At 72.1% G+C, this 22,747-nt stretch carries 20 protein-coding genes; 4 read left to right on the top strand and 16 right to left on the bottom strand.

The genetic code is table 11. The features are described from left to right. Positions 1–113: 113 nt before the first annotated feature. The 3 genes from G6R20_RS13215 to G6R20_RS13205 are packed head-to-tail and all read right to left on the bottom strand — an operon-like array spanning position 114 to position 2,492. Positions 114–635 (bottom strand): hypothetical protein, encoded by a 522-nt coding sequence (locus tag G6R20_RS13215; RefSeq protein WP_067712302.1) that lies wholly within the window; start codon positions 633–635, stop codon positions 114–116. Between the two features lie 44 nt (positions 636–679). Then, complete coding sequence (locus G6R20_RS13210; protein WP_163376654.1) at positions 680–2,077, bottom strand: wax ester/triacylglycerol synthase family O-acyltransferase; 1,398 nt, start codon at positions 2,075–2,077, stop codon at positions 680–682. A 4-nt stretch (positions 2,078–2,081) separates the two neighbouring features. After that, positions 2,082–2,492, bottom strand: a complete 411-nt coding sequence (locus G6R20_RS13205) for an HAD-IA family hydrolase (RefSeq protein WP_067712297.1) — start codon at positions 2,490–2,492, stop codon at positions 2,082–2,084. Positions 2,493–2,860: 368 nt separating this feature from the next. Here G6R20_RS13205 and G6R20_RS13200 point away from each other — a divergent pair, with 368 nt between their 5' ends. Beyond that, positions 2,861–3,253, top strand: coding sequence for a hypothetical protein (locus tag G6R20_RS13200; protein ID WP_240341453.1), 393 nt, complete (start codon positions 2,861–2,863; stop codon positions 3,251–3,253). 31 nt (positions 3,254–3,284) lie between these two features. Here the strand turns inward: G6R20_RS13200 and secA are convergent, their stop codons facing one another. The 12 genes from secA to G6R20_RS13140 form a co-directional block, all read right to left on the bottom strand. Next, the gene (gene secA / locus G6R20_RS13195) at positions 3,285–6,062 is read right to left on the bottom strand and encodes a preprotein translocase subunit SecA (protein ID WP_067712293.1); all 2,778 of its coding nucleotides are present in this window, start codon (positions 6,060–6,062) and stop codon (positions 3,285–3,287) included. 165 nt (positions 6,063–6,227) lie between these two features. Further along, positions 6,228–6,926, bottom strand: a complete 699-nt coding sequence (raiA, locus tag G6R20_RS13190; protein WP_069388695.1) for a ribosome-associated translation inhibitor RaiA — start codon at positions 6,924–6,926, stop codon at positions 6,228–6,230. A gap of 245 nt (positions 6,927–7,171) precedes the next feature. Then, on the bottom strand, positions 7,172–7,942 hold the full coding sequence (locus G6R20_RS13185) for a ComF family protein (RefSeq protein WP_167457921.1): 771 nt from the start codon (positions 7,940–7,942) through the stop codon (positions 7,172–7,174). A 4-nt stretch (positions 7,943–7,946) separates the two neighbouring features. After that, positions 7,947–9,692: an LpqB family beta-propeller domain-containing protein gene (locus G6R20_RS13180; RefSeq protein WP_163376653.1), complete on the bottom strand. Its 1,746-nt coding sequence runs from the start codon at positions 9,690–9,692 to the stop codon at positions 7,947–7,949. Next, positions 9,689–11,416, bottom strand: a complete 1,728-nt coding sequence (mtrB, locus tag G6R20_RS13175) for an MtrAB system histidine kinase MtrB (protein ID WP_120286163.1) — start codon at positions 11,414–11,416, stop codon at positions 9,689–9,691. Before mtrB ends, G6R20_RS13180 begins: the two co-directional genes overlap by 4 nt. Continuing rightward, a complete protein-coding gene (gene mtrA / locus G6R20_RS13170; RefSeq protein ID WP_172815690.1) occupies positions 11,413–12,102 on the bottom strand; it encodes an MtrAB system response regulator MtrA in 690 nt (229 codons plus the stop codon). The genes mtrB and mtrA overlap by 4 nt, the downstream gene beginning before the upstream one ends. Positions 12,103–12,178: 76 nt before the next feature. Then, positions 12,179–12,868 (bottom strand): dTMP kinase, encoded by a 690-nt coding sequence (locus G6R20_RS13165; RefSeq protein ID WP_163376652.1) that lies wholly within the window; start codon positions 12,866–12,868, stop codon positions 12,179–12,181. Positions 12,869–12,880: 12 nt separating this feature from the next. Further along, positions 12,881–14,347 (bottom strand): adenosylhomocysteinase, encoded by a 1,467-nt coding sequence (ahcY, locus tag G6R20_RS13160; RefSeq protein WP_067712277.1) that lies wholly within the window; start codon positions 14,345–14,347, stop codon positions 12,881–12,883. A gap of 81 nt (positions 14,348–14,428) precedes the next feature. Then, a complete protein-coding gene (gene manA, locus G6R20_RS13155) occupies positions 14,429–15,649 on the bottom strand; it encodes a mannose-6-phosphate isomerase, class I (protein ID WP_067712274.1) in 1,221 nt (406 codons plus the stop codon). A gap of 4 nt (positions 15,650–15,653) precedes the next feature. After that, positions 15,654–16,748, bottom strand: coding sequence for a hypothetical protein (locus G6R20_RS13150; protein WP_120286166.1), 1,095 nt, complete (start codon positions 16,746–16,748; stop codon positions 15,654–15,656). Further along, positions 16,741–18,117, bottom strand: a complete 1,377-nt coding sequence (locus G6R20_RS13145) for a phosphomannomutase/phosphoglucomutase (RefSeq protein WP_069389314.1) — start codon at positions 18,115–18,117, stop codon at positions 16,741–16,743. The genes G6R20_RS13150 and G6R20_RS13145 overlap by 8 nt, the downstream gene beginning before the upstream one ends. A gap of 93 nt (positions 18,118–18,210) precedes the next feature. Next, the gene (locus G6R20_RS13140) at positions 18,211–18,723 is read right to left on the bottom strand and encodes a DUF3499 domain-containing protein (RefSeq protein WP_069389313.1); all 513 of its coding nucleotides are present in this window, start codon (positions 18,721–18,723) and stop codon (positions 18,211–18,213) included. A 167-nt stretch (positions 18,724–18,890) separates the two neighbouring features. On the opposite strand from G6R20_RS13140, the gene G6R20_RS13135 reads away from it, so the two are divergent. Continuing rightward, positions 18,891–19,412 (top strand): metallopeptidase family protein, encoded by a 522-nt coding sequence (locus G6R20_RS13135; RefSeq protein ID WP_307872458.1) that lies wholly within the window; start codon positions 18,891–18,893, stop codon positions 19,410–19,412. Positions 19,413–19,495: 83 nt separating this feature from the next. On the opposite strand, the gene G6R20_RS13130 is transcribed toward G6R20_RS13135, so the two are convergent. After that, a complete protein-coding gene (locus G6R20_RS13130; RefSeq protein WP_067712264.1) occupies positions 19,496–19,807 on the bottom strand; it encodes a WhiB family transcriptional regulator in 312 nt (103 codons plus the stop codon). A gap of 335 nt (positions 19,808–20,142) precedes the next feature. Here G6R20_RS13130 and G6R20_RS13125 point away from each other — a divergent pair, with 335 nt between their 5' ends. Continuing rightward, entirely contained in the window at positions 20,143–21,222 is a 1,080-nt protein-coding gene (locus tag G6R20_RS13125) for a 2-phospho-L-lactate transferase CofD family protein (protein WP_067712261.1), read from the top strand. Continuing rightward, complete coding sequence (locus tag G6R20_RS13120) at positions 21,219–22,682, top strand: coenzyme F420-0:L-glutamate ligase (RefSeq protein ID WP_132063707.1); 1,464 nt, start codon at positions 21,219–21,221, stop codon at positions 22,680–22,682. The genes G6R20_RS13125 and G6R20_RS13120 overlap by 4 nt, the downstream gene beginning before the upstream one ends. Positions 22,683–22,747: the final 65 nt, after the last annotated feature.

The following is a 22,747-nucleotide window of genomic DNA, read 5'->3' as shown; positions in this document are numbered from 1 at the left end:
TCCCGTCCGGCGGGATCCCCCGGGCCGATTCTCCACGCCGTCGACCCGGGTCCGCAGGCGATCGGGGCAGTCCCGGCATCCGGGCGGTGTCCGGCCCGGGTGCGCCCGCACCCCTAGAGCAGCGTGAGCAGGAACGGCAGTTCCACCGCGTCGTACCACGCCAGGTCCACGTCGAGGGCGTCACCGACGGTGAGCTCGGCGTCCTCGTCCCCCAGATCCGCACGGTCCACCACCTCGACCGCGTCCTTCACCAGGTCCACGGCCCCGGCCAGATCAACGTGGACGGCGGCGATCTCCGCGGTCCCCACCGTGGCACCGTCCAGCCGCACCACGGCGGTGTCCAGGTCCGGCCGCGGCTGCACCCGCCCGTCGGGGACGTCCGCGCTCACCACGACCCGCCGGTACGGGTGGGCCTCGTGCGCGGCGCCGGAGTCGAGTTCACCGCCGAGCAGCCGGAGCGACGCCCGCGCGGCCTCGAGGAACGCCACGTGTTCGATCTCCTCCATGTCGCCCTCGGCGTAGGACTCGATGAGCGCGGGGGTCGCCGCGAACGCGGTGCCGCTCCGCACGGGCATCTCCCCTGCCTCGAGCAGGGTCTCGAGCATCGCCATGGTGGCGGGGACGAACAAACGCATGATGGACTCTCCTCGGGCGGGTGATGGTCAGCAGGCGGTGCTGCTCAACCGGCGGTGCCGGTGAGCTCGTCCAACGCGGACGAGATGAGCTCTCCGATCTCCTCCACGTCCGGGACGGCCTGGCGATCCGAGGTGAACCCGCAGTACACGGTCCCGGCATAGCTGCTCATCGACACGGCCAGCGCCTGCCCCTCGAGCAGGGCCGGGACGGGGTAGACCTCGACGAGTTCGCCATCGCCCCAGAACACCTTGCGCTGGGGGCCGGGCGCGTTGGTGACGACCAGGTCGTAGCTCTCCGACGGCAACATGATCGCCGCCCGGGAGGCCAGCGCGTGCAATGTGGGCGGAGCGAACCCGGACAGCCGCGCCAGGGATTTGGCCCCCACGGCCTCACGCGGATGACGCTGGGTGGCCGTCTCGCGGGCGATCTGCGCCAGACGCATACGGGGATTGGGCTCCCCGACCGGCATGCCGATGAGCGCCGAGGCGATCTCCGCCGAGGTGGCCTCGCTCTGGTTCTCCGACCCGTCGGCCTCCGAGGTCACCGCCATCGGCACGATCGCCCTGAGCGTGTCCGAGGTGGACAGGGGGTGGCCGCTCGACAGGATCCAGGACCGCAGAGCCCCGCAGAGCACGGCGAGCACGACGTCATTCACCTTGCAGGAGTGCTCGCGCGCGATCTCCCGCGCCTGCGCGAGGGGGAAGGACGCCAACCCCACCCGGCTCCCGCGGGGACGGGTGGTGCGGAACATCTCCGCCAGACCGCCTGCGGGACGGAGCACCGACAGATTCGCCGCGCCGACCAGTCCGCGGGTGGCCCGCTCCAGCGCGTGAGCCAGGCGGGCCGAGCGGCGCACCAGCTCCAGGGGGTCGGTCGCGATGGTCATGAGCGCGTCCAGGACGAGGACCCCGTCCCCGGGCGCCGGCACCGGGGTCCACGTGGCGACCTCGTCGACATCCGCGGAGGCCCGCTCGTCCGTCACGAGCACCTGGGCGAGATCCACGGCGTGGGGACCGCCCAGCAGCGCATGGTGCGTCTTGGTGAGGATCGCCAACCGTCCATCCGGAAGCCCTTCGATGAGGTACAGCTCCCACAGCGGGCGATCCGCCTCCAGTGGCCTGTCGACGAGCCGCGCCACGAGGTCGGCCAGCTGCCGCATCCCGCCGGGAGCGGGGAGCGCCGACCGCCGGACGTGGAAACTGAGGTCGAAGTCCGGGTCGTCCACCCACACGGCCCTGGCCAGGGAGAAGGGGATGTGCCGGATCCGTTGACGGTACCGGGGCGCGTCGGCCAGGCGGGCGTCGACGAACTCCATGACGCGGTCGATGTCCCACGGTTCGTCCCTGGCGACCAGCGCCAACGAGCACGAGTGCCTGCTCCGGGAACGCGCGGCGTCACCGAGGAGCAGATCCGCGTCCGCGGTGGCCAACCTGGTCGCCACGGTGTCAGACCACCTCGTCCAACCCGAGGAGTCCCCGGATCTCCACGGCCGCACGATCGAACACCTGGTAGAACACGCCGATCATGCCGGTCCGCACGGCGCCGAGGACGTTCTCGATGGCGTCGTCGACCATCACGCACTCCCGCGGCTCGAGTTCGAGCCGGCGCGCCGCCTCCAGGAACGCCTCGGGCTCGGGCTTCTCCACCCCGGTCACACCGCTGAGCACCACGTGCTCGATCCCGAGATCGCGGGCGTCCTCCCGGACACGGTCCGCCCCCGGCCCCTCGGGTTCATTGCTCAGCACGGCGAGACGGACGTCATTCGCCCTCGCACCGGTCAGGATCGACCGCCAGTTCTCACGGTCCTCCTCCGTGCCGTCCAGCACCCCGAAGTAGTCGACTATCAGTCCACGCATGGGGACAGCCTAGGCAACACCCGGGCACGGTGCAGTAGGCGAGGTGGAACCGGGCGCCCGTTCCGGCGCGTCATGAGGGGTAGAGCACGCCAGACCACCCCGGGTCCGGCGCGGGAGGGAGCAGACCCCAGATGGCACCGACGCCCGTTTCGCCACCCACGACGGTGCGGCCTCACCGGTCGGCCGAAACCGATCGGGAGGCCGGCCGCGTCCGGCCCCTACCCTCCACCGAACCCGCGCCGGGAGTGCCGGGGGCCGCGGGGACGACGGATCGGGAGTGCGTCGTCACCCCGCCCGCCAGGCCGGTGCCGGCTCCGGAACGCGGCGTCCCGGTCCCCGCGCGGCGGGCCGCACACGCCCTGGTCGTCATGGCTCTGGAAGTCGTGGATCGCAGGCGGGCCCCGCACCACACCAGGGGCGCGTTCCCGCCCCATCTCGCAGAGATGCTGCGCACGCTCGCGCGTGACGGTGTGCCCGGACAGCACCTGGGACCGGCCAGGGTTCACCGGCTGCACATCCACGCCGCCGACCCCGGTCGGGCGGAGCCCGGCAGGTCGGAGCCCGGCAGGTCGGAGCCCGGCAGGTCGGAGCCCGGCAGGTCGGAAGGCCGCACGGCCGACCCCGGACGAGCGCCGGACGCGGAGGCGGTGGACTACGAGGTCTGCGCCACGTACGCCCGCGGGCCGCGACTGTTCGCCGTCGCGGCCCGCATTCGGGTCACCCCCACCGGTGCCGGCTGCGTGGCCCTCAGGTTGGTCTGAACCATCCCGCGGGCCGCGCGGGGGTGCCGGGTCAGTCCCGGCGGCCCCTCGTGGCGGCCTTGGCCGCCCTCTCGCGGCGCTCTGCGCGCTGCTGCCGCTCCTGAGACCGCCGCTCCGCCCGGTTCGCGGAGGCACCCTCGTCGACCAGCTCCGGGTCGCCACTCTCCGACGGGCCGGAGAACTGCATCTGGTCCGCACTCACATCCCGGCCGGTACCGGCGGCCCGGAGGATCGGGTTGGCGCCGGCGAGTGCCGCCGCCTGCGACGCGGAGGGACCGGCCATCGCCTTCTGCTGCTGGTTGGCCTCGACCTTGACGTTGAAGAGGAACGCCACCGTCTCTTCACGGACGCCGTCCATCATCACCGAGAACATGTCGTAGCCCTCGCGCTGGTACTCGACGAGCGGGTCACGCTGGGCCATCGCGCGGAGGCCGATGCCCTCCTTGAGGTAGTCCATCTCGTAGAGGTGCTCGCGCCACTTCCGGTCGAGGACCTGCAGCATGACCGACCGCTCGAGCTGACGCATGGCACCCTCGCCACCGATGCCCTCGATCTCTGCCTCACGCTCGTCGTAGCGGGCGAAGACGTCGTCGAGGACGGCGTCCTTGAGGTTCTTGGCGGACAGGTCGCCGGACGACCCGTACTCGTCGCCGTCGATGATGTCCTGCGCCGCGATCGTCACCGGGTAGAGCTGGTGGAGCGCGTCCCACAGCTTGTCCAGGTCCCAGTCCTCGACGTACCCCTCGGCGGTGGCACCGTCGACGTAGGCGCTGACGACCTGGTAGATCATCGACTCGACCTGGTCGGTGATGTCCTCGCCCTCGAGGATCCGCTTGCGCTCACGGTAGATCACCGTGCGTTGCTGGTTCATCACCTCGTCGTACTTGAGGACGTCCTTGCGGATCTCGAAGTTCTGCGACTCGACCTGCGTCTGGGCGTTCTTCACGGCCCGCGAGACCATGCCGGCCTCGATCGGCACGTCGTCGGGCAGGCTCAGGCGATTCATGATCGCCTCGACGGCAGCACCGTTGAAGCGCCTCATGAGCTCGTCACCCAGTGAGAGGTAGAAGCGTGACTCGCCCGGGTCGCCCTGACGTCCCGAGCGCCCGCGCAGCTGGTTGTCGATGCGCCGCGAGTCGTGCCGCTCGGTGCCGAGCACGTACAGGCCACCGGCCTGGCGGACCCGCTCCGCCTCCTCCTTGGTGAGCGTGCGCATCCGCTCGATCTCGGTGTCCCAGGCCTGCTCGTACTCCTCCGGGGTGGTGACCGGGTCGAGTCCGCGCTCGCGCAGGTTGAGGTCGGCGATGATGTCGGCGTTGCCGCCGAGGACGATGTCGGTGCCGCGGCCGGCCATGTTCGTGGCGACCGTGACCGCACCGGGCCGTCCGGCCTGCGCGATGATCTGCGCCTCCGAGGCGTGGAACTTGGCGTTGAGGACGTGGTGCTTGATGCCCTTGCGCGTGAGCAGCTTGGACAGGTGCTCACTGCGCTCGACCGAGGCGGTGCCCACGAGCACCGGCTGCTTCTTCTCGACCCGCTCGGCGATGTCCTCCACGACGGCGGCGAACTTCGCCTCCTCCGTCTTGTAGATGAGGTCCGCCTGGTCCTCGCGGGCCATCGGCCGGTTGGTCGGGATGGGCATGACCTCGAGCTTGTAGATCGAGTAGAGCTCGGCGGCCTCGGTCTCGGCCGTGCCCGTCATGCCCGCCAGCTTGTCGTAGAGCCGGAAGTAGTTCTGCAGGGTGATGGTGGCCAGCGTCTGGTTCTCGGCCTTGATCTCGACCCGCTCCTTGGCCTCGATCGCCTGGTGCATGCCCTCGTTGTAGCGACGCCCGTCGAGGACGCGGCCGGTGAACTCGTCGACGATGATCACGTCACCGTCGCGGACGATGTAGTCCTTGTCCTTGGTGAACAGCTCCTTGGCCTTGATGGAGTTGTTCAGGTAGCTCACCAGGGGCGAGTTCGCGGCCTCGTAGAGGTTGTCGATCCCCAGCTGGTCCTCGACGAACTCCACGCCCTGCTCGGTCACGCCGATGGTCCGCTTCTTGCGGTCGACCTCGTAGTGGGTCCCCTCCTCCAGCAGCGGCGCGATGCGTGCGAACTCGCCGTACCACTTGCTGGAACCGTCGGCGGGTCCCGAGATGATGAGCGGGGTCCGCGCCTCGTCGATGAGGATCGAGTCGACCTCGTCCACGATCGCGTAGTTGTGGCCGCGCTGGACCAGGTCGGCGGTGTCGTGCGCCATGTTGTCGCGCAGGTAGTCGAAGCCGAACTCGTTGTTGGTGCCGTAGGTGATGTCGGCGTGGTAGGCCTCGCGGCGCTGCGCCGGGGTCATCCCGCCGAGGATCGCTCCCACCGACAGGCCCAGGAAGCGGTGGACGCGACCCATCCATTCCGCGTCGCGCTTGGCCAGGTAGTCGTTGACGGTGACCACGTGCACGCCGTTCCCGGCGAGGGCGTTGAGGTAGGCCGGCAACACACAGGTCAGGGTCTTGCCCTCGCCGGTCTTCATCTCGGCGACCGAGCCGGTGTGCAGCACGATGGCGCCGATGATCTGCACCTTGTAGGGCTTCTGACCGAGGACCCGGTGGGCCGCCTCGCGGGCCACCGCGAAGGCCTCCGGGAGGAGCTCGTCCAACGTCTCCCCGTCGGCGACGCGACGCCTGAACTCGTCGGTCTTTGCCCGCAGTTCGTCGTCGCTCAGCTTCTCCGTCTCGTCGGCGAGTGTGTCCACGTAGTCGGCGAGAGCGGTGTACTTCTTGAGCTTTCGCCCCTCGCCGGCACGGAGCAGCTTGGAAAGAATCGACACAGTCTCGAACGTCCTCGTGGTCGGGGAAGTGGTCGTGGATACGGCGACCTGCGTGGCGACACGCGGGCCCGTCCTCATCCTAGGCGCTGTGGGCCGTCGTGACACGCCGAGGGCGGTCCGGTCAGGGGGGACCGGACCGCCCTCGGGGGTTACGGGACGGGGCCGTCAGCCCTCGTCGCTCAGGGTGATGAGCCCGTAGTCGAACGCGTGCCGGCGGTAGACGACGGTGGCGCGTCCGGTCTCGGTATCCCGGAAGAGATAGAAGTCGTGGCCCACCAGCTCCATCTTCTCGAGTGCCTCGTCGACCGACATCGGGGCGCCGTCGTGCTCCTTCTTCCGCACGATCTGTCCCGGCATCTGCTCGTCGACCCCGTCGTCGTACTCGGCGCCGTCGACCCCGTCCAGCATCTCGGCCGGGGCGGCGTCGGCCGTCAGCTCGGCGGTCGCCTCGGCGACGGACTGGGGGCGCCGGTGGCCGGAGTGGCTGATCTTGCGCCGCGTGCGGGCCTTGCGCATCTGACGCTCGAGCTTGGCGACCGCCGACTCGAGGGCCGCGTAGAAGGTGTCCTCGGCCGCCTCCGCGCGAGCGACGCCGGGCTTGCCCTTGAGGGTGATCTCGATGCGCTGGCTCACCTTGGACAGCCGCGGGTTGTTCTCGTGCAGCAGGATCACGTCGAACCGTTGGATGGCCGGCGAGATCTTCTCGATCTTCGCGAGCTTGGCGTTGATGCGGCTCGCGAAGTGTTCGGGGACCTCGACATTGCGGCCACGGATGGTGACCGGGGCCTCCGGCGTACCGGGGTCGTCCGTCGACGGACCGTCGAAGGTGGCGGGATCAAGCAGGACTGCGGGGGTCTTCGCCATCGAAGCTCCTCCTCATCGGGCCTGCGGCGGACCGCTGCGGCCGATCCGGTAACCGCCCGGAATCCCGGCCGAAGGGGCCACCCACATGGCTGAGTGGATACTCTGCAGACGCTGTCCACCGGAGCCGCCAGGCGGCGAACGTGCTGGTGAACGCGTCCAAAACCCACCCTACCCCCTCGCGTGGGCGCGGACCCGCGGACCGCGAAGGTCGCGTCGACCCCTCCCCCACGGGGAGTCGTCCGCCGTCAGGCGGCGGTCACGGCGAGCACACCCGTGACGCGCAACCCGCCCGCGTCCAGGACCGCGACGCACTGCGCGGCGGTGGCGCCCGTGGTGACCACGTCGTCGACGAGGAGCACGGTCGACGGTGTCCCCAACAGGGCGGGCACGGTCGCCGGCGCCCCCGGGGTCGCCCGCAACCCTGCGCCCACCGGGCGGCGGCGGATCCGCCCCGAGAGATTGTCCGCGCGGGCCTGCGCGCCGAGCCCGGCCGCATCCCGCACCCGTCCCCGGACCTCGAGGAGCGGGGCCACCACCACCGGCCCGCCCGGCACCGAGCCGGCGAGCTCGGCGGCGAGGACGTCCACCACGCCACGGACGTGGTCGAACCCCCGCCGCCGCCGGGCCCGCGCCGACGCGGGCGCGGGCACCAGCACGGTGGGGCGGTCGCCCGCCTCCGCGATCTCCCCGTCTGCCCGGAGCACGTCGACGGCCGCGGCCAGTGCCGCTCCGAGTGGCCGTGCCAGGTCGGCCCGCCCGCGGTCCTTGTAGGCGGACACCGCCCGGGCGGCCGGGCCGGCGTGCCGGGACAGCGCCCAGACCGGCACCCGCAGGTCGGCGCGGGTCCGCACTCCCAGCGGGGCGCCCGCGAGTGTGGCGGCGCAGTCCGGGCACCACCGGTGACGGGGGCGGCCGCATCCGGCGCATTCCACGGGTACGACCAGGTCGGCGAGAGCCGCGGTCCAGGTCTCCCCGCCGCGCCACCGGGCCGGCGCACCCTCGTCCCCGGCGGTCACCGGCTCAGCCCGCCACCACCGGGTCCGCGCGGATGGCGGCCAGTCCGGCGATCTCCCGCCAGTACCTGTCACCGGTGTCGGCACTGGTGTCGAGTCGCAGCAGGGACCGCCGGTCCACCACGTAGATCTCGCGCCCGGCCGCCGCGACCGCGGTCACCGGCCCCGAGATGTTGCGCTGGGACAACGGCTCGGCGATCGCCCCGTCCACGGAGACGGTCGCGACGGGGGCCTCGGTGGTGTCGCGACCCACGACGATCGTGGACCGGTCCCGCCACGCCACGGCGGTGACGGTCTCCCCGAGTGCGCGGCCGACCTGGCGGAACGTGCCCGGCAGCGGTTGTCCGGTCTCGGCGGACAACGCGCCGATGAACACCTTGCCGTCGACGACCACGGCCAGTTGGGTTCCGGACTGGTCGATACGCAGGCCGGTCACCCTCGCCCCGAGGGCGAGCAGCGGCCCGGCGTCCATCTCCTGGACGGCGGGGGCGTTCTCGCCCATCCCGATACGGAGCAGTCGCGCGTCGTCGACCAGCACCCAGGCCCGCCCGGTCACCGGGTGGAACGTCGGGCCGGCCACCGTCCCGGCGGTGAGGGCCTCGGCGGGCGCGCCGTCGATCGGCCCCACCAGGACACGGCGCGGTCCGATCTCCCCCTCCCCGGTCACCACGGCGAGGTTGCGTCCGTCGTGGGAGATCACCGCGTTGGTGCCGCCGCGCACCTCCGACCAGGGCCCCGAGGCCGGTCGTGCGCCGCCGGCCTCGAGCCGCACCAACCCGTCCGCGGCGGTGAGGGCGTATCGCATGGGCTCCGCCGGCGGGTAGGGGTCGAAGTCACGGACGTCCTCGGTGGTCCACCCGGTCGCGTATCGCTCGTCGAGGGGGGCGCCGTCCCGCTCGAGGCGGTAGGGGCCGGGGACGTCGGCGCGGGCGAGGGTCCACACGACCTGCGCGGCGAACTGGGTGGTGGCCTGGCTGCTGAGGACCGGCAATCCGGCGAAGTCGATGGTGGTGCCCGCGGCGTCGGCGCCGTCCTCGTCCTCGTCGGGGCGGACGGAGACGGAGGCGGGTACGCGGGACAGGACCGCGTCGGTGAGTCCGGGCCGGGGGCCGGTGGCGAGCAGATTGACGAGCGAGTACTCGAGATCGGTGCGGTCGGCGGCCGTCCAGCGCGGGTCCGGGACGAGCGCGTCACCGGATCCGGAGAGGAAGAACAGGTCCCGTTGCGCGTAGGTCGACAAGAACTCGGCCTTCTCGATCACCACCCCGGGCGGCAGTTCGTCGATGCGCCACTGGCCGTCGGTGCGGGTCAGGCCGATGGTGACCTCGAGTTGGCCGACGTCCTCGCGGAAGATGCCGCCGGGGTCGAGGGTGCCGACCTTCTCCGCACGCAGCGTGTACTCGGCGCGGTCGGCCGACCGGCCGCCCTCGGCGCTGAGGTCGGCGCGCAGCACGATGATGGTCTCCGCGAGGTCGTCCCAGTTCTCGGCGGCGTCCGGGGTGAGGAACTGACGGGCGGCGGCGTGCCGCTGATCGGCGATCGCCGCGGCCTTGAGGAAGTCGCGGACCAGGAGGTCCGGTTCCTGGTCCGGTACCGGTGTGGGGACCGACAGTTCGCTGCCCTCCGGCGAGAAGGTGTCGATGACCTGGGGGGACGACGACGAGGGCAGCGTGGCGCACCCGGTCGCCGCAAGCCCGGTCGCGCAGGCCAGCGCCACCGACACGAGCAGGGACCGGGGCCGGGGCCGGGTCATGGCCGGCTCTCCCCTGCCCCGGGGACCCGCTCGAGGGGGGTCGGCGAGCCGGTACGCACGAGCCTGGCCTCGTCCTCGGGGGTGAGGGGCAGCGGGCTGGAGGTGAGGGTGCCGCCGCGGCGCCGCGGGATGGTCAAACGGAAGCAGGACCCCTCCCCCGGGCTGCCCCAGCAGTCCAGCCGGCCCCCGTGGAGCTTGGCGTCCTCGAGGGCGATCGCCAGGCCGAGCCCGGTGCCGCCGGAACGTCGCACCCGTGAGGGGTCGGCGCGCCAGAAGCGGTTGAACACCCGGGTCTCCTCCCCGGGTTTGAGCCCCACCCCGTGGTCGCGGACCGAGACGGCGAGGGCGGCGTCCGAACACCGCAGGGTGACCTTCACCGGCTTGGACTCACTGTGGTCGAGCGCGTTCGCCACGAGGTTGCGCAGGATCCGCTCGACGCGCCGCGAGTCGACCTCGGCCATGACCGGCTCGTCGGGCATGTCGACCTCGACCTCCACCCCGGCGGCCTCGGCGATGTGGGCCACGGTGCCGACCGAGTCCGCGACGGAGGTACGCACGTCCATCTCGGCCGTCGCGAGCTCGGCCATGCCGGCGTCGTGGCGGGAGACCTCGAGCAGGTCGGTGAGCAGGCTCTCGAACCGGTCGAGTTCGGATTCGAGCAGCTCCACCGCGCGTTTGGCGGGGGCGTCCAGGTCGGCGGCGGAGTCGGAGATGATGTCCGCCGCCATCCGGACGGTGGTCAGCGGGGTGCGTAGCTCGTGGGAGACATCTGAGGTGAACCGCTTCTGCAGGTCACCGAACTCCTCGAGCTGGGTGATCTGGTCCGACAGGCTCTGCGCCATGTCGTTGAACGCCATGGCCAGGCGCGCGACGTCGTCCTCGCCGCGGATGACCATCCGTTCCTTGAGGTGGCCGTTGGCGAAGCGCTGGGCGATGGAGGCCGCCTGCCGCACGGGCAGGACGACCTGCCGGGCCACTATCCACGCGATCGCCGCGGACAGGACGATGATCGCCAGGCCCGCCGTGGCGACGATCCCCCGCATGATCCCGAGGGTCTGTTCCTCCGCGGTGAGCGGGTAGACGAGGTACAGCTCGAGTCCGGGGATGGAGGAGTCCGTCGGCGTGCCGAGCATGAGCGCCTTGACCTGCTCGCCACGGAAGTCGACGGTGACGTACTGGGAGGCGATCCTGCCCCGCTGGACCAGGGACTGCAGCTCCGGTGGCACCTGCGCCCCGGAGGGGCTGACCACCTGGCCGCGGCCGGTCTGGTCCGGCACCACGAGGATCGGGTCGAAGGTGCCGGCGTGGACGGAGTCCCCGTCGGAGGCGAGCCCGCGGTCGCTGATGGCGCTCCGCGCCTGGTCGATCCGGGACTGCTCGCTCGTGCCCTCGTCGGTGGCGGCGATCTGCGCCTGCACCGTGAGGCGGAGCCTGCTGGCCTGCTCGATGGCCGCATCGAGTTTGGTCGACAGCAGCTGGGCGGCCATCTGGCTCTGCAACATGAACGCGATCGTGAGGATCACGCCCATCGACAGCGCCAGCGTGGAGGTGACGACCCGCAGCTGCAGCGACCGCCGCCACAGCCGCGCGATCCGACCGCCGATGGCGGCCGGGTCGAGTTCGGACAGTCGCTCCCGGAAGGTCGGTGACGAGTCGGTCACGTCCCGGGTGTCGGGCTCGTCCCCGGTGGACGCCACCGCGTCGTCGGGACGAGCGGTGGTCACGAGACCGGACCGGCCTTGTAGCCGACGCCGCGCACGGTGAGGACGACCTCCGGGTTCTCGGGGTCCTTCTCAATCTTCGCCCGCAGGCGCTGGACGTGGACGTTGACCAGCCGGGTGTCGGCCGAGTGGCGGTAGCCCCACACGTGTTCGAGCAGGACCTCACGCGTGAACACCTGGCGGGGCTTGCGGGCCAGTTCCACCAGGAGGTCGAACTCGAGCGGGGTGAGCGGGATCGGCGTGCCCTCGCGGGTGACCGTGTGCGCGGGGACGTCGATCGTCACGTCGCCGATGTGCAGGACCTCGCTGGGCTCGTCCTCGCCGCGACGCAGGCGGGCCCGGATGCGGGCCACCAGCTCCTTCGGCTTGAAGGGCTTCATGATGTAGTCGTCCGCGCCGGACTCCAGGCCGAGCACCACGTCGACGGTGTCCGTCTTGGCCGTGAGCATGACGATCGGCACCCGGGACTCGGCGCGGATCTCGCGGCACACGTCGATCCCGCTCTTGCCCGGCAGCATGAGGTCCAGCAGAACCAGGTCGGGCTGCACCGCGCGGAACGTCTCGATGGCCCGGACTCCGTCGCCGACGATCTCGGTCTCGAACCCCTCGCCCCGCAGGACGATGGTGAGCATCTCTGCCAGTGCGGCGTCGTCGTCGACGACGAGGATCTTCGGGGTCATGGTCACCACTTGTGTCGGCGTGTCGTGTAGGCGTCGTCAGGCTCACCACCCGTGGGCACGCACCGCGGGTCGTGTTCCTGCCCTCTCAGACCTTACCCGGCCGACCCGACGGACCGGGGTGCGGCGCGGCGGCCGGAGGGGGGACGACGACGAGGTCGGCCAACTCCCGCACGTGGGGGTCCGCCCCGATCACGCGCCAGGGCGAACGCCACCCTGCGGCGGCGAGCCGACGGTAGACCCGCCCGGTCGCCGCCTGCAACTCCGCGTCGCGTTCGTAGCGGTCGCGGACGCGCGCCGGATCGGCGGCCTCCCGGGAGCCCGCGCGCCGTGCCGCCAGCTCCACCGGGGTGTCGAGCAGGATCTGCAGGTCGGGGACGGGCAGCCCGAGCCGGTCGAACTCGAGGGTGCCGATCCACTCGACCACCTCGGACTCGCGGTCCGGACCGAGCCGGGCGGCGGTGTACGCGGCGTTGGAGGCCACGTACCGGTCGAGCAGCACCACGTCGTGGGTGGACCCCAGCTGCGCGAGCTCGCCCAGCGCGGCGTGCCGGTCCATCGCGAACAGCAGTGCCATCGCGTGGGGCGAGTCCGCGGTGCCGGCCTGGCCACCGTGCAGTGCGTCGGCGGCCAGGTCGGCGTGCAGGGTGCCGTACCGGGGGAAGGCCAGGCGGCCGACCGAGAGACTGCGGGAGGCGAGCTCGGCGACGAGCGCCGTCGTCAGCGTGTTCTTCCCCGCGCCGTCGAGTCCCTCGACGACCACCAGCCGTGCGACCATCCCCGGCGTCGCTCAGTAGCGGTAGTGGTCGGGCTTGAAGGGGCCCTCGACGTCCACGCCGATGTACTCGGCCTGGTCCTTGGCCAGCGTGGTCAGGGAGCCTCCGAGCGCCTCCACGTGCAGGCGGGCGACCTTCTCGTCGAGGATCTTGGGCAGCAGGTGCACCCCGATCGGGTACTGGTCGGCCTTGGTGAACAGCTCGATCTGGGCGATGACCTGGTCGGAGAAGCTGTTCGACATCACGAACGACGGGTGCCCGGTGGCGTTGCCCAGGTTGAGCAGGCGCCCCTCGGACAGCACGATGATCGAGCGGCCGTCGTCGTCGAAGACGAACTCGTCGACCTGCGGCTTGATGTTGATGCGGGTGACGCCCTCGGCGGACTCGAGCCCGGCCATGTCGATCTCGTTGTCGAAGTGGCCGATGTTGCCCAGGATGGCCTTGTTCTTCATCCGCGTCATGTGCTCGAAGGTGATGATGTCCTTGTTGCCCGTGGCGGTGATGATGATGTCCGCATCGGCGATGGCCTCGTCCACGGTGACCACGTCGAAGCCGTCCATCAGCGCCTGCAGCGCGTTGATCGGGTCGATCTCGGTGACCTGCACGCGCGCGCCCTGCCCGGCCAGCGCCTCCGCGCAGCCCTTGCCCACGTCGCCGTAACCGCACACCAGGGCCTTCTTGCCGCCGATGAGGGCATCGGTGCCGCGGTTGATGCCGTCCAGCAGCGAGTGGCGGGTGCCGTACTTGTTGTCGAACTTGCTCTTGGTGACCGCGTCGTTGACGTTCATCGCCGGGAACGGCAGCACGCCCTCGTTGTGGAAGTGGTACAGGCGGTGGACGCCGGTGGTGGTCTCCTCGGTCACGCCCTGGACCGACTCGGCGATCGCCGTGTACTTGCCCGGGTTGGCCGGAACGGACTCACGCAGCAGCGCGTGGAAGACCTTCTCCTCCGCGGACCAGGCCGAGTCGTCCGAGGGCACGGCGCCGGCCTGCTCGAACTCCTTGCCCTTGATCACGAGCATCGTGGCGTCGCCACCGTCGTCGAGGATCATGTTCGGCTCGGTCTCCGGCCAGGTCATGATCTGCTCGGTGCACCACCAGTACTCGGTGAGGGTCTCGCCCTTCCACGCGAACACCGGCACGCCCTGCGGAGCCTCCGGGGTCCCCTCCGGGCCCACCACGACCGCCGCGGCCGCCTCGTCCTGCGTGGAGAAGATGTTGCACGAGGCCCACCGGACCTCCGCACCCAGCGCGGTCAGCGTCTCGATCAGCACCGCTGTCTGCACCGTCATGTGGATCGACCCCGCGATCCGGGCGCCGGCCAGCGGCTGCTCGGCCGCGTACTCCTCGCGCAGCGCCATCAGACCCGGCATCTCGTGCTCGGCCAGACGGATCTGCTTGCGGCCCGCCTCCGCCAGCGACAGATCCGCCACCTTGAACTCGACACCGTTGACGGACTGAACCTGCAGATCAGCGGACATGTTCCTCGACCAGCTCCTCGTTGACTCGCGAAAGACTTCCGCCCCACACTAGCGGGACGGCCCGCCGGGGTGTCGGCCCCGTCACCCGCCGGCGACGCGGGTCCGGAACACGGTGGCCCCGGCGGTACTGCGCAGACACACCCGGGAGGTCGAGGCCGGTACCCACACGGCCCGCCCGGGCGCGAGGGCCTCGCTCGTCCCGTCGGAGTCCACGACCGCCTCGCCGGAGGTGCACAGCAGCACCTCGGGGCCCTCCGGTCGCCAGGCGGCCGGGTCGCCGTCGGCCGGCACGTCGATGCGCGACAACGCGAAATCGGGTTCGGGCGTGGGGTAGTCGACCTCGCCGGGGATGTCGCGGTCGGCCTCGACCGCCCGGACGGTGGGGTCTGCGAGCGGGCTGAACTCGAGCACCCGCATCAGTTCGGGGACGTCGACGTGCTTGGGGGTCAGGCCGCCGCGCAGGACGTTGTCCGAGTTGGCCATGACCTCCACACCGACGCCCCGTAGGTAGGCGTGGAGTTGCCCGGGCCCCAGGTAGACGGCCTCGCCCGGCTGGAGGACGACCCGGTTGAGCAGCAGCGCACCCAGGACCCCCGGATCGGTCGGGTACCGCTCGGCGAGTTCGGTGATCGTCGCGGCCACCGGGGACCACGGCCCCTCGACCCCGTGGTCGGTGAGGTAGGACACCGCACAGGTCACCAGGTCGGGCACGACGCCGGCCAGTACGACGTGCGGCATCGTGACGAAGGTGGTGAAGACCGCGCGCAGACCCTCGGCGTCGGGCTGCCCGGCGAGCATGTCCCGGTAGGGCTTCAGGGACGCGACGCCCAGCGCGTCGAGCAGTGCCACCGTGCGCTCCACCGGGCGGAAGCCCACGAGGGCGTGGAACTCGGTGAGCGCGACGAGGATCTCGGGCTTGTGGTTGACGTCGCGGTAGTTGCGGTCCGGCGCGTCGACGGCGATCCCGCGCGCGTCCTCCGCCGCGAAACCCTCACGCGCCTTCTCCGGGGACGGATGGGCCTGGAGCGACAGTGCCTGTTCGGCGGAGAGCAGCTTGACCAGGAAGGGCAGTCCCCCGCCGTGCTCGGCCAGCACCCGCGGGCCCAGCTCGCGCTCGGGGTCGGCGGCGATCCGTGCGTCGAGGCCGCGACCGTCCGAGCACCGCGAGGAGCCGGAGTCGTGCGCGCCGAACCAGTGCTCGGCGACGGGGTGGGGCGCCGGCGAGGTGATCCCGCACAGCTCGGGAAGCGCGGTCCGGGAGCCCCAGGCGTAGGCCTGGACCACCGGTTCGAGTGCGACCACGGACCTACAGACCTCCGACGAGGAGGTAGGCGGCGGCCAGTTCCGTGCGGGCCATGAGCGCTGCCACCTTTCCGCTCAACGGGGCCGGGGCGTCGCCGGCCGTGTCCCGACCGCGATCGGTGATCCACTCGACATCCGCGAGCGGGCCCGCGGCCAGCCGGACGATCTCCTCGTCCGCGCCCAACACCATACCGACGTACCTGACGGGCAGATCGTCGCGTGGTCCGTCCAACTCCTCGTCGTGGAACAGGCTCGCCAGCGGATCCGTCGGCGGACGACCCTGGGCCCGTTCGGCGTGCGCACGCACCGCGTCGGGGACCGAGGACGCGGCCGTGACCCTGCCGGCGTCGCAGAACGCGGCGACCGCGCGGTCACAGTAGGCCGCGGACACCGGGTCCGAGTGGATCCACACGAGAGGATCACGGCCCGCCACCGATGTCGCGAGCAGCTTCGCCGGGTTGACCGGGGTGGCCAGTTCCGGGCCGAGCCCCTCGAGTTCGATGTCGACGGCGTCGGCCGCAGCGGCCACGTCCAGGCCCCGGGCGCCCAGCGCGGCGAGCACGGCCATCCCGGCCGCCAGGTGGCGCAGCACACCACGGTGGGGCGGCACGTACGGGAGCGGTTCGAGCCACGTGGCCCGGCCGCGGCCGGACTCGGCGACCGGGCCCTCCCGGGGTACGTCCACGATGACGGTCGCGCCGCGGCCGGCGGCGGAGTCGATCGCGGTCACCAGTCGAGGGTCGCCGGCGTCGTCCCCGGAGACGAGGACCACGTCGAGAGCACCGACCCACGCGGGCAGGGTGCGCGCGAGCACCAGCGGGGGGACGGCGGGGCCGCCGCCGATCTCCGCCAGTGCGGCCACCACGCCGGCCGCGTGGCGCGCACGGTCCGACCGCCCGGACACCCAGACCACCGCCCTCGGACGGAATCGGTCGAGCGAGTCCAGCGCGCCACCGCCCGCCGCGGTGGCCACGGTGCGCAACTGGGCTCCCGCCATCGACGCGTGGAGCAGCGCACCCGTGGCGTCGGCGGCGCGCAACGCCCCGGGGTCGTCGAGGTCGACCCGACCGGCCCCGGTGTCGCTGGTCAGGTCAGGCACGGACGATCGCGAGGACCTCGTCGACCACGGCGGCGACGTCCTCCCTGGTAGGCGCCTCGGCGTTGAGACGCAGCAGCGGCTCGGTGTTGGAGGCGCGCAGGTTGAACCACGATCCGTCGCCGAGGTCCACCGTCACGCCGTCGAGCCGGTCGATGGACTCGGCGCGCTTCGAGAACGCGGTGACGACCTCCTCCATCCGTTCGGTCTGGGCCTCGGCGGAGTCGAGAGTGGAGTTGATCTCCCCGGAGGCGGCGTACCGGGTGTACTCGGCCATGAGCGCCGACAGGGTCCCGTCCTGCCCGCCCAGCGCCGCCAGGACGTGCATCGCGGCGAGCATGCCCGAGTCGGCGCCCCAGAAATCGCGGAAGTAGTAGTGCGCCGAGTGCTCCCCTCCGAAGACGGCACCGGTGTCGGCCATCTGCGCCTTGATGAAGCTGTGCCCGACCCGGGTACGGACGGCGACGCCGCCCTTCTCCTCGACGAGCTCGGGGACGGCCCGGGAGGTGATGAGGTTGTAGATGATCGAGGCGCCCGGGTCCTTGGCCAGCTCACGCTCGGCGACGAGGGCGGTGATGGCCGACGGCGCGACCGGCTCGCCGCGCTCGTCCACCACGAAGCAGCGGTCGGCGTCGCCGTCGAACGCCAGGCCGATGTCGGCCCCGCTCTCCCTGACGAGGGCCTGCAGGTCGACGATGTTGGCCGGTTCCAGCGGGTTCGCCTCGTGGTTGGGGAAGTTGCCGTCGAGCTCGAAGTACAGCGGCACGATCTCGAGCGGCAACCCGCCCAGGACGGCGGGCACGGTGTGGCCACCCATCCCGTTGCCGGCGTCCACCGCCACCGTGAGCGGGCGGATGCCCGACAGGTCGACCAGTCCGCGCAGGTACTCGCCGTAACCGTCCAGGACGTCCCGCTCGGTGACGGTGCCGGCCTCGCCGTCGTGAGCGGGGACCCCCTCGATGACCTCGTCCGCGATGGTCCGCAGGCCGGACTCCTGCCCGACCGGCTTGGCGCCGGGGCGGCACAGTTTGATGCCGTTGTAGGCGGCGGGGTTGTGACTGGCGGTGAACATGGCACCGGGGCAGTCGAGTGAACCGGAGGCAAAGTAGAGCTGGTCGGTCGAGGCCAGGCCGATGGTCACCACGTCCAGTCCCTGGGCGGTCACCCCGTCGGCGAAGGCGGCGGACAGGCCCGGGGACGAGTCCCGCATGTCGTGGCCGATCACCACGGTGCGGGCACCCTCCGAACGCATGAGGCGGGCGAACGACGCCCCGACCTCGCGGACGAAGTCCTCATCGATCTGTTCGCCGACGACACCACGGACGTCGTACGCCTTGATGACTGCTCGGACGGACTCGGCGCTACGTGCCACGTGTTGCTCCAGGGGTGTGAGACGGGTCGGTCGGTGTTCTGCCTGACACTACCCGCGCCGTACTGGCGGCGGACCGACCTCGCGGGCCGCGGCTCAGCGGGGGGCGGGGCCCGGCTCCGGTCGGCCGTCGCCGGACCCGCCGGTACCGGTGTCGGGTGCGGTGGCCATGTCCGGCACGACCCGCAGGTGGGGACGTCCGGTCGCGCCGGAGGGGCCGGTGGCGGGGCCGGACCCTTCCTCCGTGCGGCTCCGTGCGTCGTCGAGGACCGGCCCGGGATCGGAGACACCCAGACGACGCAGGCGATCGGCGTCGACCAGTGCGGCGCCGGTCCTGCGCCCGCCGACCGGGCCGCCGGTGACCGCGTCGAGCAACGCCGTGAGGTCCGAGTCCTCGGCCGAGGTGTCGATGTCCGGGTGGCGCACCAGGTCCCAGCCCCGGGGGGCGGTGATGCGCAGTGCGTGGGCCGCGCAGAGATCCCAGGCGTGCGGCTCGCGGACCGCGGGCAGCGGACCGATGACGGCCGTCGAGTCGGCGTAGACGTAGGTGAGCGTGGCGACCGCGCGGTTGGGACATCCCGGACGGCAGCAACGACGGTTCTCACTCACGAGGCCCCAGGGTAGTCCCGCACCCGGGGCGGAGGGGCCGCGACCCGCCCACGCCGGTTCGACGCACCCGCCACGAGCGGGGTTATCCTCGCGCCATGACCCCCACCGCCCCGGTACCCGGCCGACCGCCCACCGGCACCGCGATCCCCGGTGCCGGCCAGAGCGACGTGTGCGCCGGCAGCCGGATCTCGGTCCGAGATTTCCCCGGGGACCCGGGGCGTCGCGGCCCGCGTGTGGTCACCTCCCGGCGGGCGGACCGACGCGGGCACGGCCCCCGCGGCCCGATCCTGCCCCCGGAGGTGCCGAGGTGGCGCAGCCGGTCGGCCGAGTTCGACGCCGCCGCGCTCGAGGCGTTCGCGGAGATCGACCAGCACTGGCACTCCCGACTGGTGCATCTGGACCTCGCGGTCGACATGGTGCCCCGCATGCGACTGCGTCCCGGCGAGACGTGGCCCGAGGAGGTCGTGGCCGACGGCGACGTCCCGCTCGCCCGCCTGGTGCCAGCGGGCGTCGACCGCTCGGGGCAGCCGACCCGGGCGCGGCTGGTGTTGTTCCGCAAGCCCCTGTCCCGGCGCGCGCCGGACAGCGATGACCTGCGGGACCTCATCTACTCCGTGTTGGTCGAACTGGTCTCCCAGCACTTGGAACTCTCCCCCGACGAGGTCGAGGCCGGCCCCGACGAGAACTGACCGCCCGGTACGGGGCGGTCAGGGGTGGGAGGTGGCGCCGGAAGACGGGGCCGGGTGACGGGCTGGGATGACCCGCACGCGGCTCACATGACGGCGTCGCGCTTGATGCGCCGCCGCTCACGCTCGGACAGCCCGCCCCAGATGCCGAAGCGCTCGTCATTGGCCAGCGCGTACTCGAGGCACTCGGCCTTGACCTCGCAGCCGGTGCAGATCTTCTTGGCCTCGCGGGTCGACCCGCCCTTCTCCGGGAAGAACGCCTCGGGATCGGTCTGCGCGCACAGAGCCCGTTCCTGCCAGCTCTCCTGCTCGTCCTCGACGAACAGGCCGGAGACACCGAGGTCGACCAGGGCCAGCTCGGGTCCCGCGACGGTGCGTGACTGTCGATCCACGGTCATCCCTTCGTGTTGCATGTTCGTGCGCGATGGTCCGCGTCGGAGTGCCCGTCGCCGACACGGCCGAGGGAGCCCTGCCGGATCGCGGATTGTCTGATGTCTGTGCGATGTTTACCGTCACCCACCAGGGAATGACACACCTGTGATTACACACATGCAAGCCGCGTAGGTCAAGCGAAATCGGGGATACCTACCATTTTCCCCACCCGCCGCGGCCGGTGACACGCCGCCCCGATTGTGGCGTGAGACACGTCCCCGGCGCGCCCGCCACCCTCCCGGACCGGGCCTGTCCGGCCCACCGGCGCGGCGTCGCACGCACCGTCACTACTCTCGTCCGTGTGAAGATCTGTGTTCTGGCCGGCGGCGTCGGTGGCGCCCGTTTCCTGCTCGGCGCCCGCCGACTACTCGGACTGGACGCCGAGTCCGCCCGAGCGGGTTCGCCGCATCGTATCGACGCGGTGGTCAACGTCGGCGACGACGCCTGGATGCACGGGGTCCGCATCTGCCCCGACCTCGACACCTGCATGTACACCCTCGGCGGCGGCATCGACCCCGAGCGCGGCTGGGGCCACGCCGGGGAGACGTGGAACTGCCGGGACGAACTCGCGGCATACGGCGTGCAGCCCGACTGGTTCGGGCTGGGCGACAAGGATCTGGCCACCCACCTGGTGCGCACGCAGATGCTCGACGCCGGCTACCGGCTCACCCACGTCACCGAGGCGCTGTCGACCCGCTGGTCCCCCGGCGTGCGCCTGCTGCCCGTGACCGACGACCGCTGCGAGACGCACGTGGTCGTGACCGGCGGCACGGCCGACGACGGGACCGGCGCGGGCGACGCGGCGACCCCCGGCGACGGCCCTGACGCGGACGCCCCCGGCCCGCGGGCGATCCACTTCCAGGAGTGGTGGGTCAAGCACCGGGCGCAACTGACGCCTTCCGGCTTCGTGCAGGTCGGCGCCGATGCCGCCACGCCGACCCCGGAGACGCTCGAGGCGATCGAGACGGCCGACCTCGTCGTCGTCGCCCCCTCCAACCCCGTGGTCTCCGTCGGCGCGATCCTCGCGGTGCCCGGGATCCGCGCCGCGCTGCGGTCCACCCCCGCCCCCGTGGTGGGCATCAGCCCGGTGATCGGCGGGGCGGTGCTGCGCGGCATGGCCGACACGTGCCTCACGGCGATCGGAGTCGAGACCTCCGCGACGGCCGTGGCGCGCCACTACGGCGCCCGCTCCGGCACCGGCCTGCTCGACGGCTGGCTCGTGGCCCCGGGCGACGCGCCCGCCGACGGCTCCGGCGCGGTCGACGGCGTCGCGATCCGGGAGGTCCCGCTGCTCATGACCGACCCCGACGCCACCGCGGACATGGTCGCCGCCGCGATCGACCTGGCCGGCCTTGAGGTCCCCGCCCGGACCGACCGATGACCGACGGCGCGCTCCCCGAGATCCGCCGCTGGACCGTCGAACACGCCGCGCCCGCGGACGTCGTCATGTGGGCACCCGACGGCCTGCCCGAGTTCCGGCCCGGTGACGACCTCGCGCGCGCCCTCGCCGACGCGCTCACCGCCGACCGGCACGGCCTCGTCGACGGCGACGTGGTGGTGCTGACCTCCAAGGTGCTGTCCAAGACCGAGGGGCGGATCGTTCCCGCCCCCACCGACCCGGACCAGCGCGACGCCCTGCGCCGGCGGCTCGTGGACGCCGAGTCGGTCCGCGTGGTCGCGCGCGTCAACCGCACGCTCATCACGGAGAACCGGCTGGGGATCGTCCAGGCCGCCGCCGGGGTCGACGGCTCCAACGTCGAGGCCCGCGAGCTCGCGCTGCTCCCCGAGGATCCTGACGCCTCCGCCGCCGCGCTCGCCCGCGAACTCCGACGCCTCACGGGCGCGCGCGTCGCCGTCGTCGTCACCGACACCATGGGCCGGGCCTGGCGCACCGGCCAGATCGACATGGCCATCGGCGCCGCCGGACTGCGGGTGTCGGTGGGGTACGACGGCGCCGTGGACCGCCAGGGCAACGAACTGCTCGTGACCGACGTGGCCGTGGCCGACGAGATCGCGTCGGCGGCGGACCTGGTCAAGGGCAAGCTCGGGGCGCGACCGGTCGCCGTGGTGCGCGGGATCGGGCACCTGCTGCTGGACGACGGTGACGACGACGATGTCGACCACGATAGTGACGACAACGACGACGACGACGGCGAGGTGAACGTCCCCCGGCGGGCCCGCGACCTGGTCAGGGACGGGTCCGCGGACCTGTTCCGGCTGGGCACCGCCGAGGCACTGGCGCAGGGGCGACGTGAGGCCGTGCCCGCCCGCCGCTCGGTGCGACGGTTCTCCGACGAGTCCGTCGACGCGGACCTGCTGGCCGGCGCCGTGGCGGATGCGCTCACCGCCCCCGCACCGCACCACAGCACTCCCGTCCGGTTCGTGCGGGTCGCGGGCCACGCGCGCGTGCGGCTGCTGGACGCCCTGCGCGCGGACTGGGAGCGCGACCTGCGCGCCGACGGACACACCGGCGAGGTCCTGGCCCGTCGACTCGGGCGCGGCGACCTGCTGCGCACCTGCCCCGAGCTGATCCTGCCGTTCGTCGACGACGACGCCGGAGCACACGACTACCCGGACGCCCGCCGCGCCGCCTGCGAGGAGACCATGTTCACCGTCGCCGGAGGTGCCGCGGTGCAGTCGCTGCTGGTGGCGCTCGCCGCGCGCGGCCTGGGCTCGTGCTGGGTGGGGTCGACGATCTTCGCCGCCGACACCACCCGCCGCGAGCTCGGACTGCCGGGCTCGTGGCGGCCGCTCGGTGCGGTCGCGGTGGGCGTGCCCGCCGAGACGGTCCCGCCACGGGAGCCGCGGCCGGCAGGCGACGCCTACCTGACGGTCGAGTGAGTCGGTAGCCGCACGCCGACCGGTCCCCCGGCCGGATCCGCGCCGCCGGCCGGATTCGCGCCGCC

The sequence above is a fragment of the Dietzia sp. Alg238-R159 genome (genome assembly GCF_900537145.1).
GTDB classification, from domain to species: domain Bacteria; phylum Actinomycetota; class Actinomycetes; order Mycobacteriales; family Mycobacteriaceae; genus Dietzia; species Dietzia kunjamensis.
Note: the sequence above shows the minus strand (reverse complement) of the source record. Positions and strands in the feature narration are given on the sequence as shown.

Bases quoted from the DNA above. Each gene is read 5' to 3' on its own strand.
- G6R20_RS13205 (WP_067712297.1), bottom strand. From the start codon at position 2,492: ATGCGTGGACTGATAGTCGACTACTTCGGGGTGCTGGACGGCACGGAG.
- ahcY (WP_067712277.1), bottom strand. From the start codon at position 14,347: ATGTCCGCTGATCTGCAGGTTCAGTCCGTCAACGGTGTCGAGTTCAAG.
- raiA (WP_069388695.1), bottom strand. From the start codon at position 6,926: ATGGCGAAGACCCCCGCAGTCCTGCTTGATCCCGCCACCTTCGACGGT.
- G6R20_RS13180 (WP_163376653.1), bottom strand. From the start codon at position 9,692: ATGACCCGGCCCCGGCCCCGGTCCCTGCTCGTGTCGGTGGCGCTGGCC.
- G6R20_RS13130 (WP_067712264.1), bottom strand. From the start codon at position 19,807: ATGACCGTGGATCGACAGTCACGCACCGTCGCGGGACCCGAGCTGGCC.
- G6R20_RS13215 (WP_067712302.1), bottom strand. From the start codon at position 635: ATGCGTTTGTTCGTCCCCGCCACCATGGCGATGCTCGAGACCCTGCTC.
- G6R20_RS13165 (WP_163376652.1), bottom strand. From the start codon at position 12,868: ATGGTCGCACGGCTGGTGGTCGTCGAGGGACTCGACGGCGCGGGGAAG.
- G6R20_RS13120 (WP_132063707.1), top strand. From the start codon at position 21,219: ATGACCGACGGCGCGCTCCCCGAGATCCGCCGCTGGACCGTCGAACAC.
- G6R20_RS13200 (WP_240341453.1), top strand. From the start codon at position 2,861: ATGGCTCTGGAAGTCGTGGATCGCAGGCGGGCCCCGCACCACACCAGG.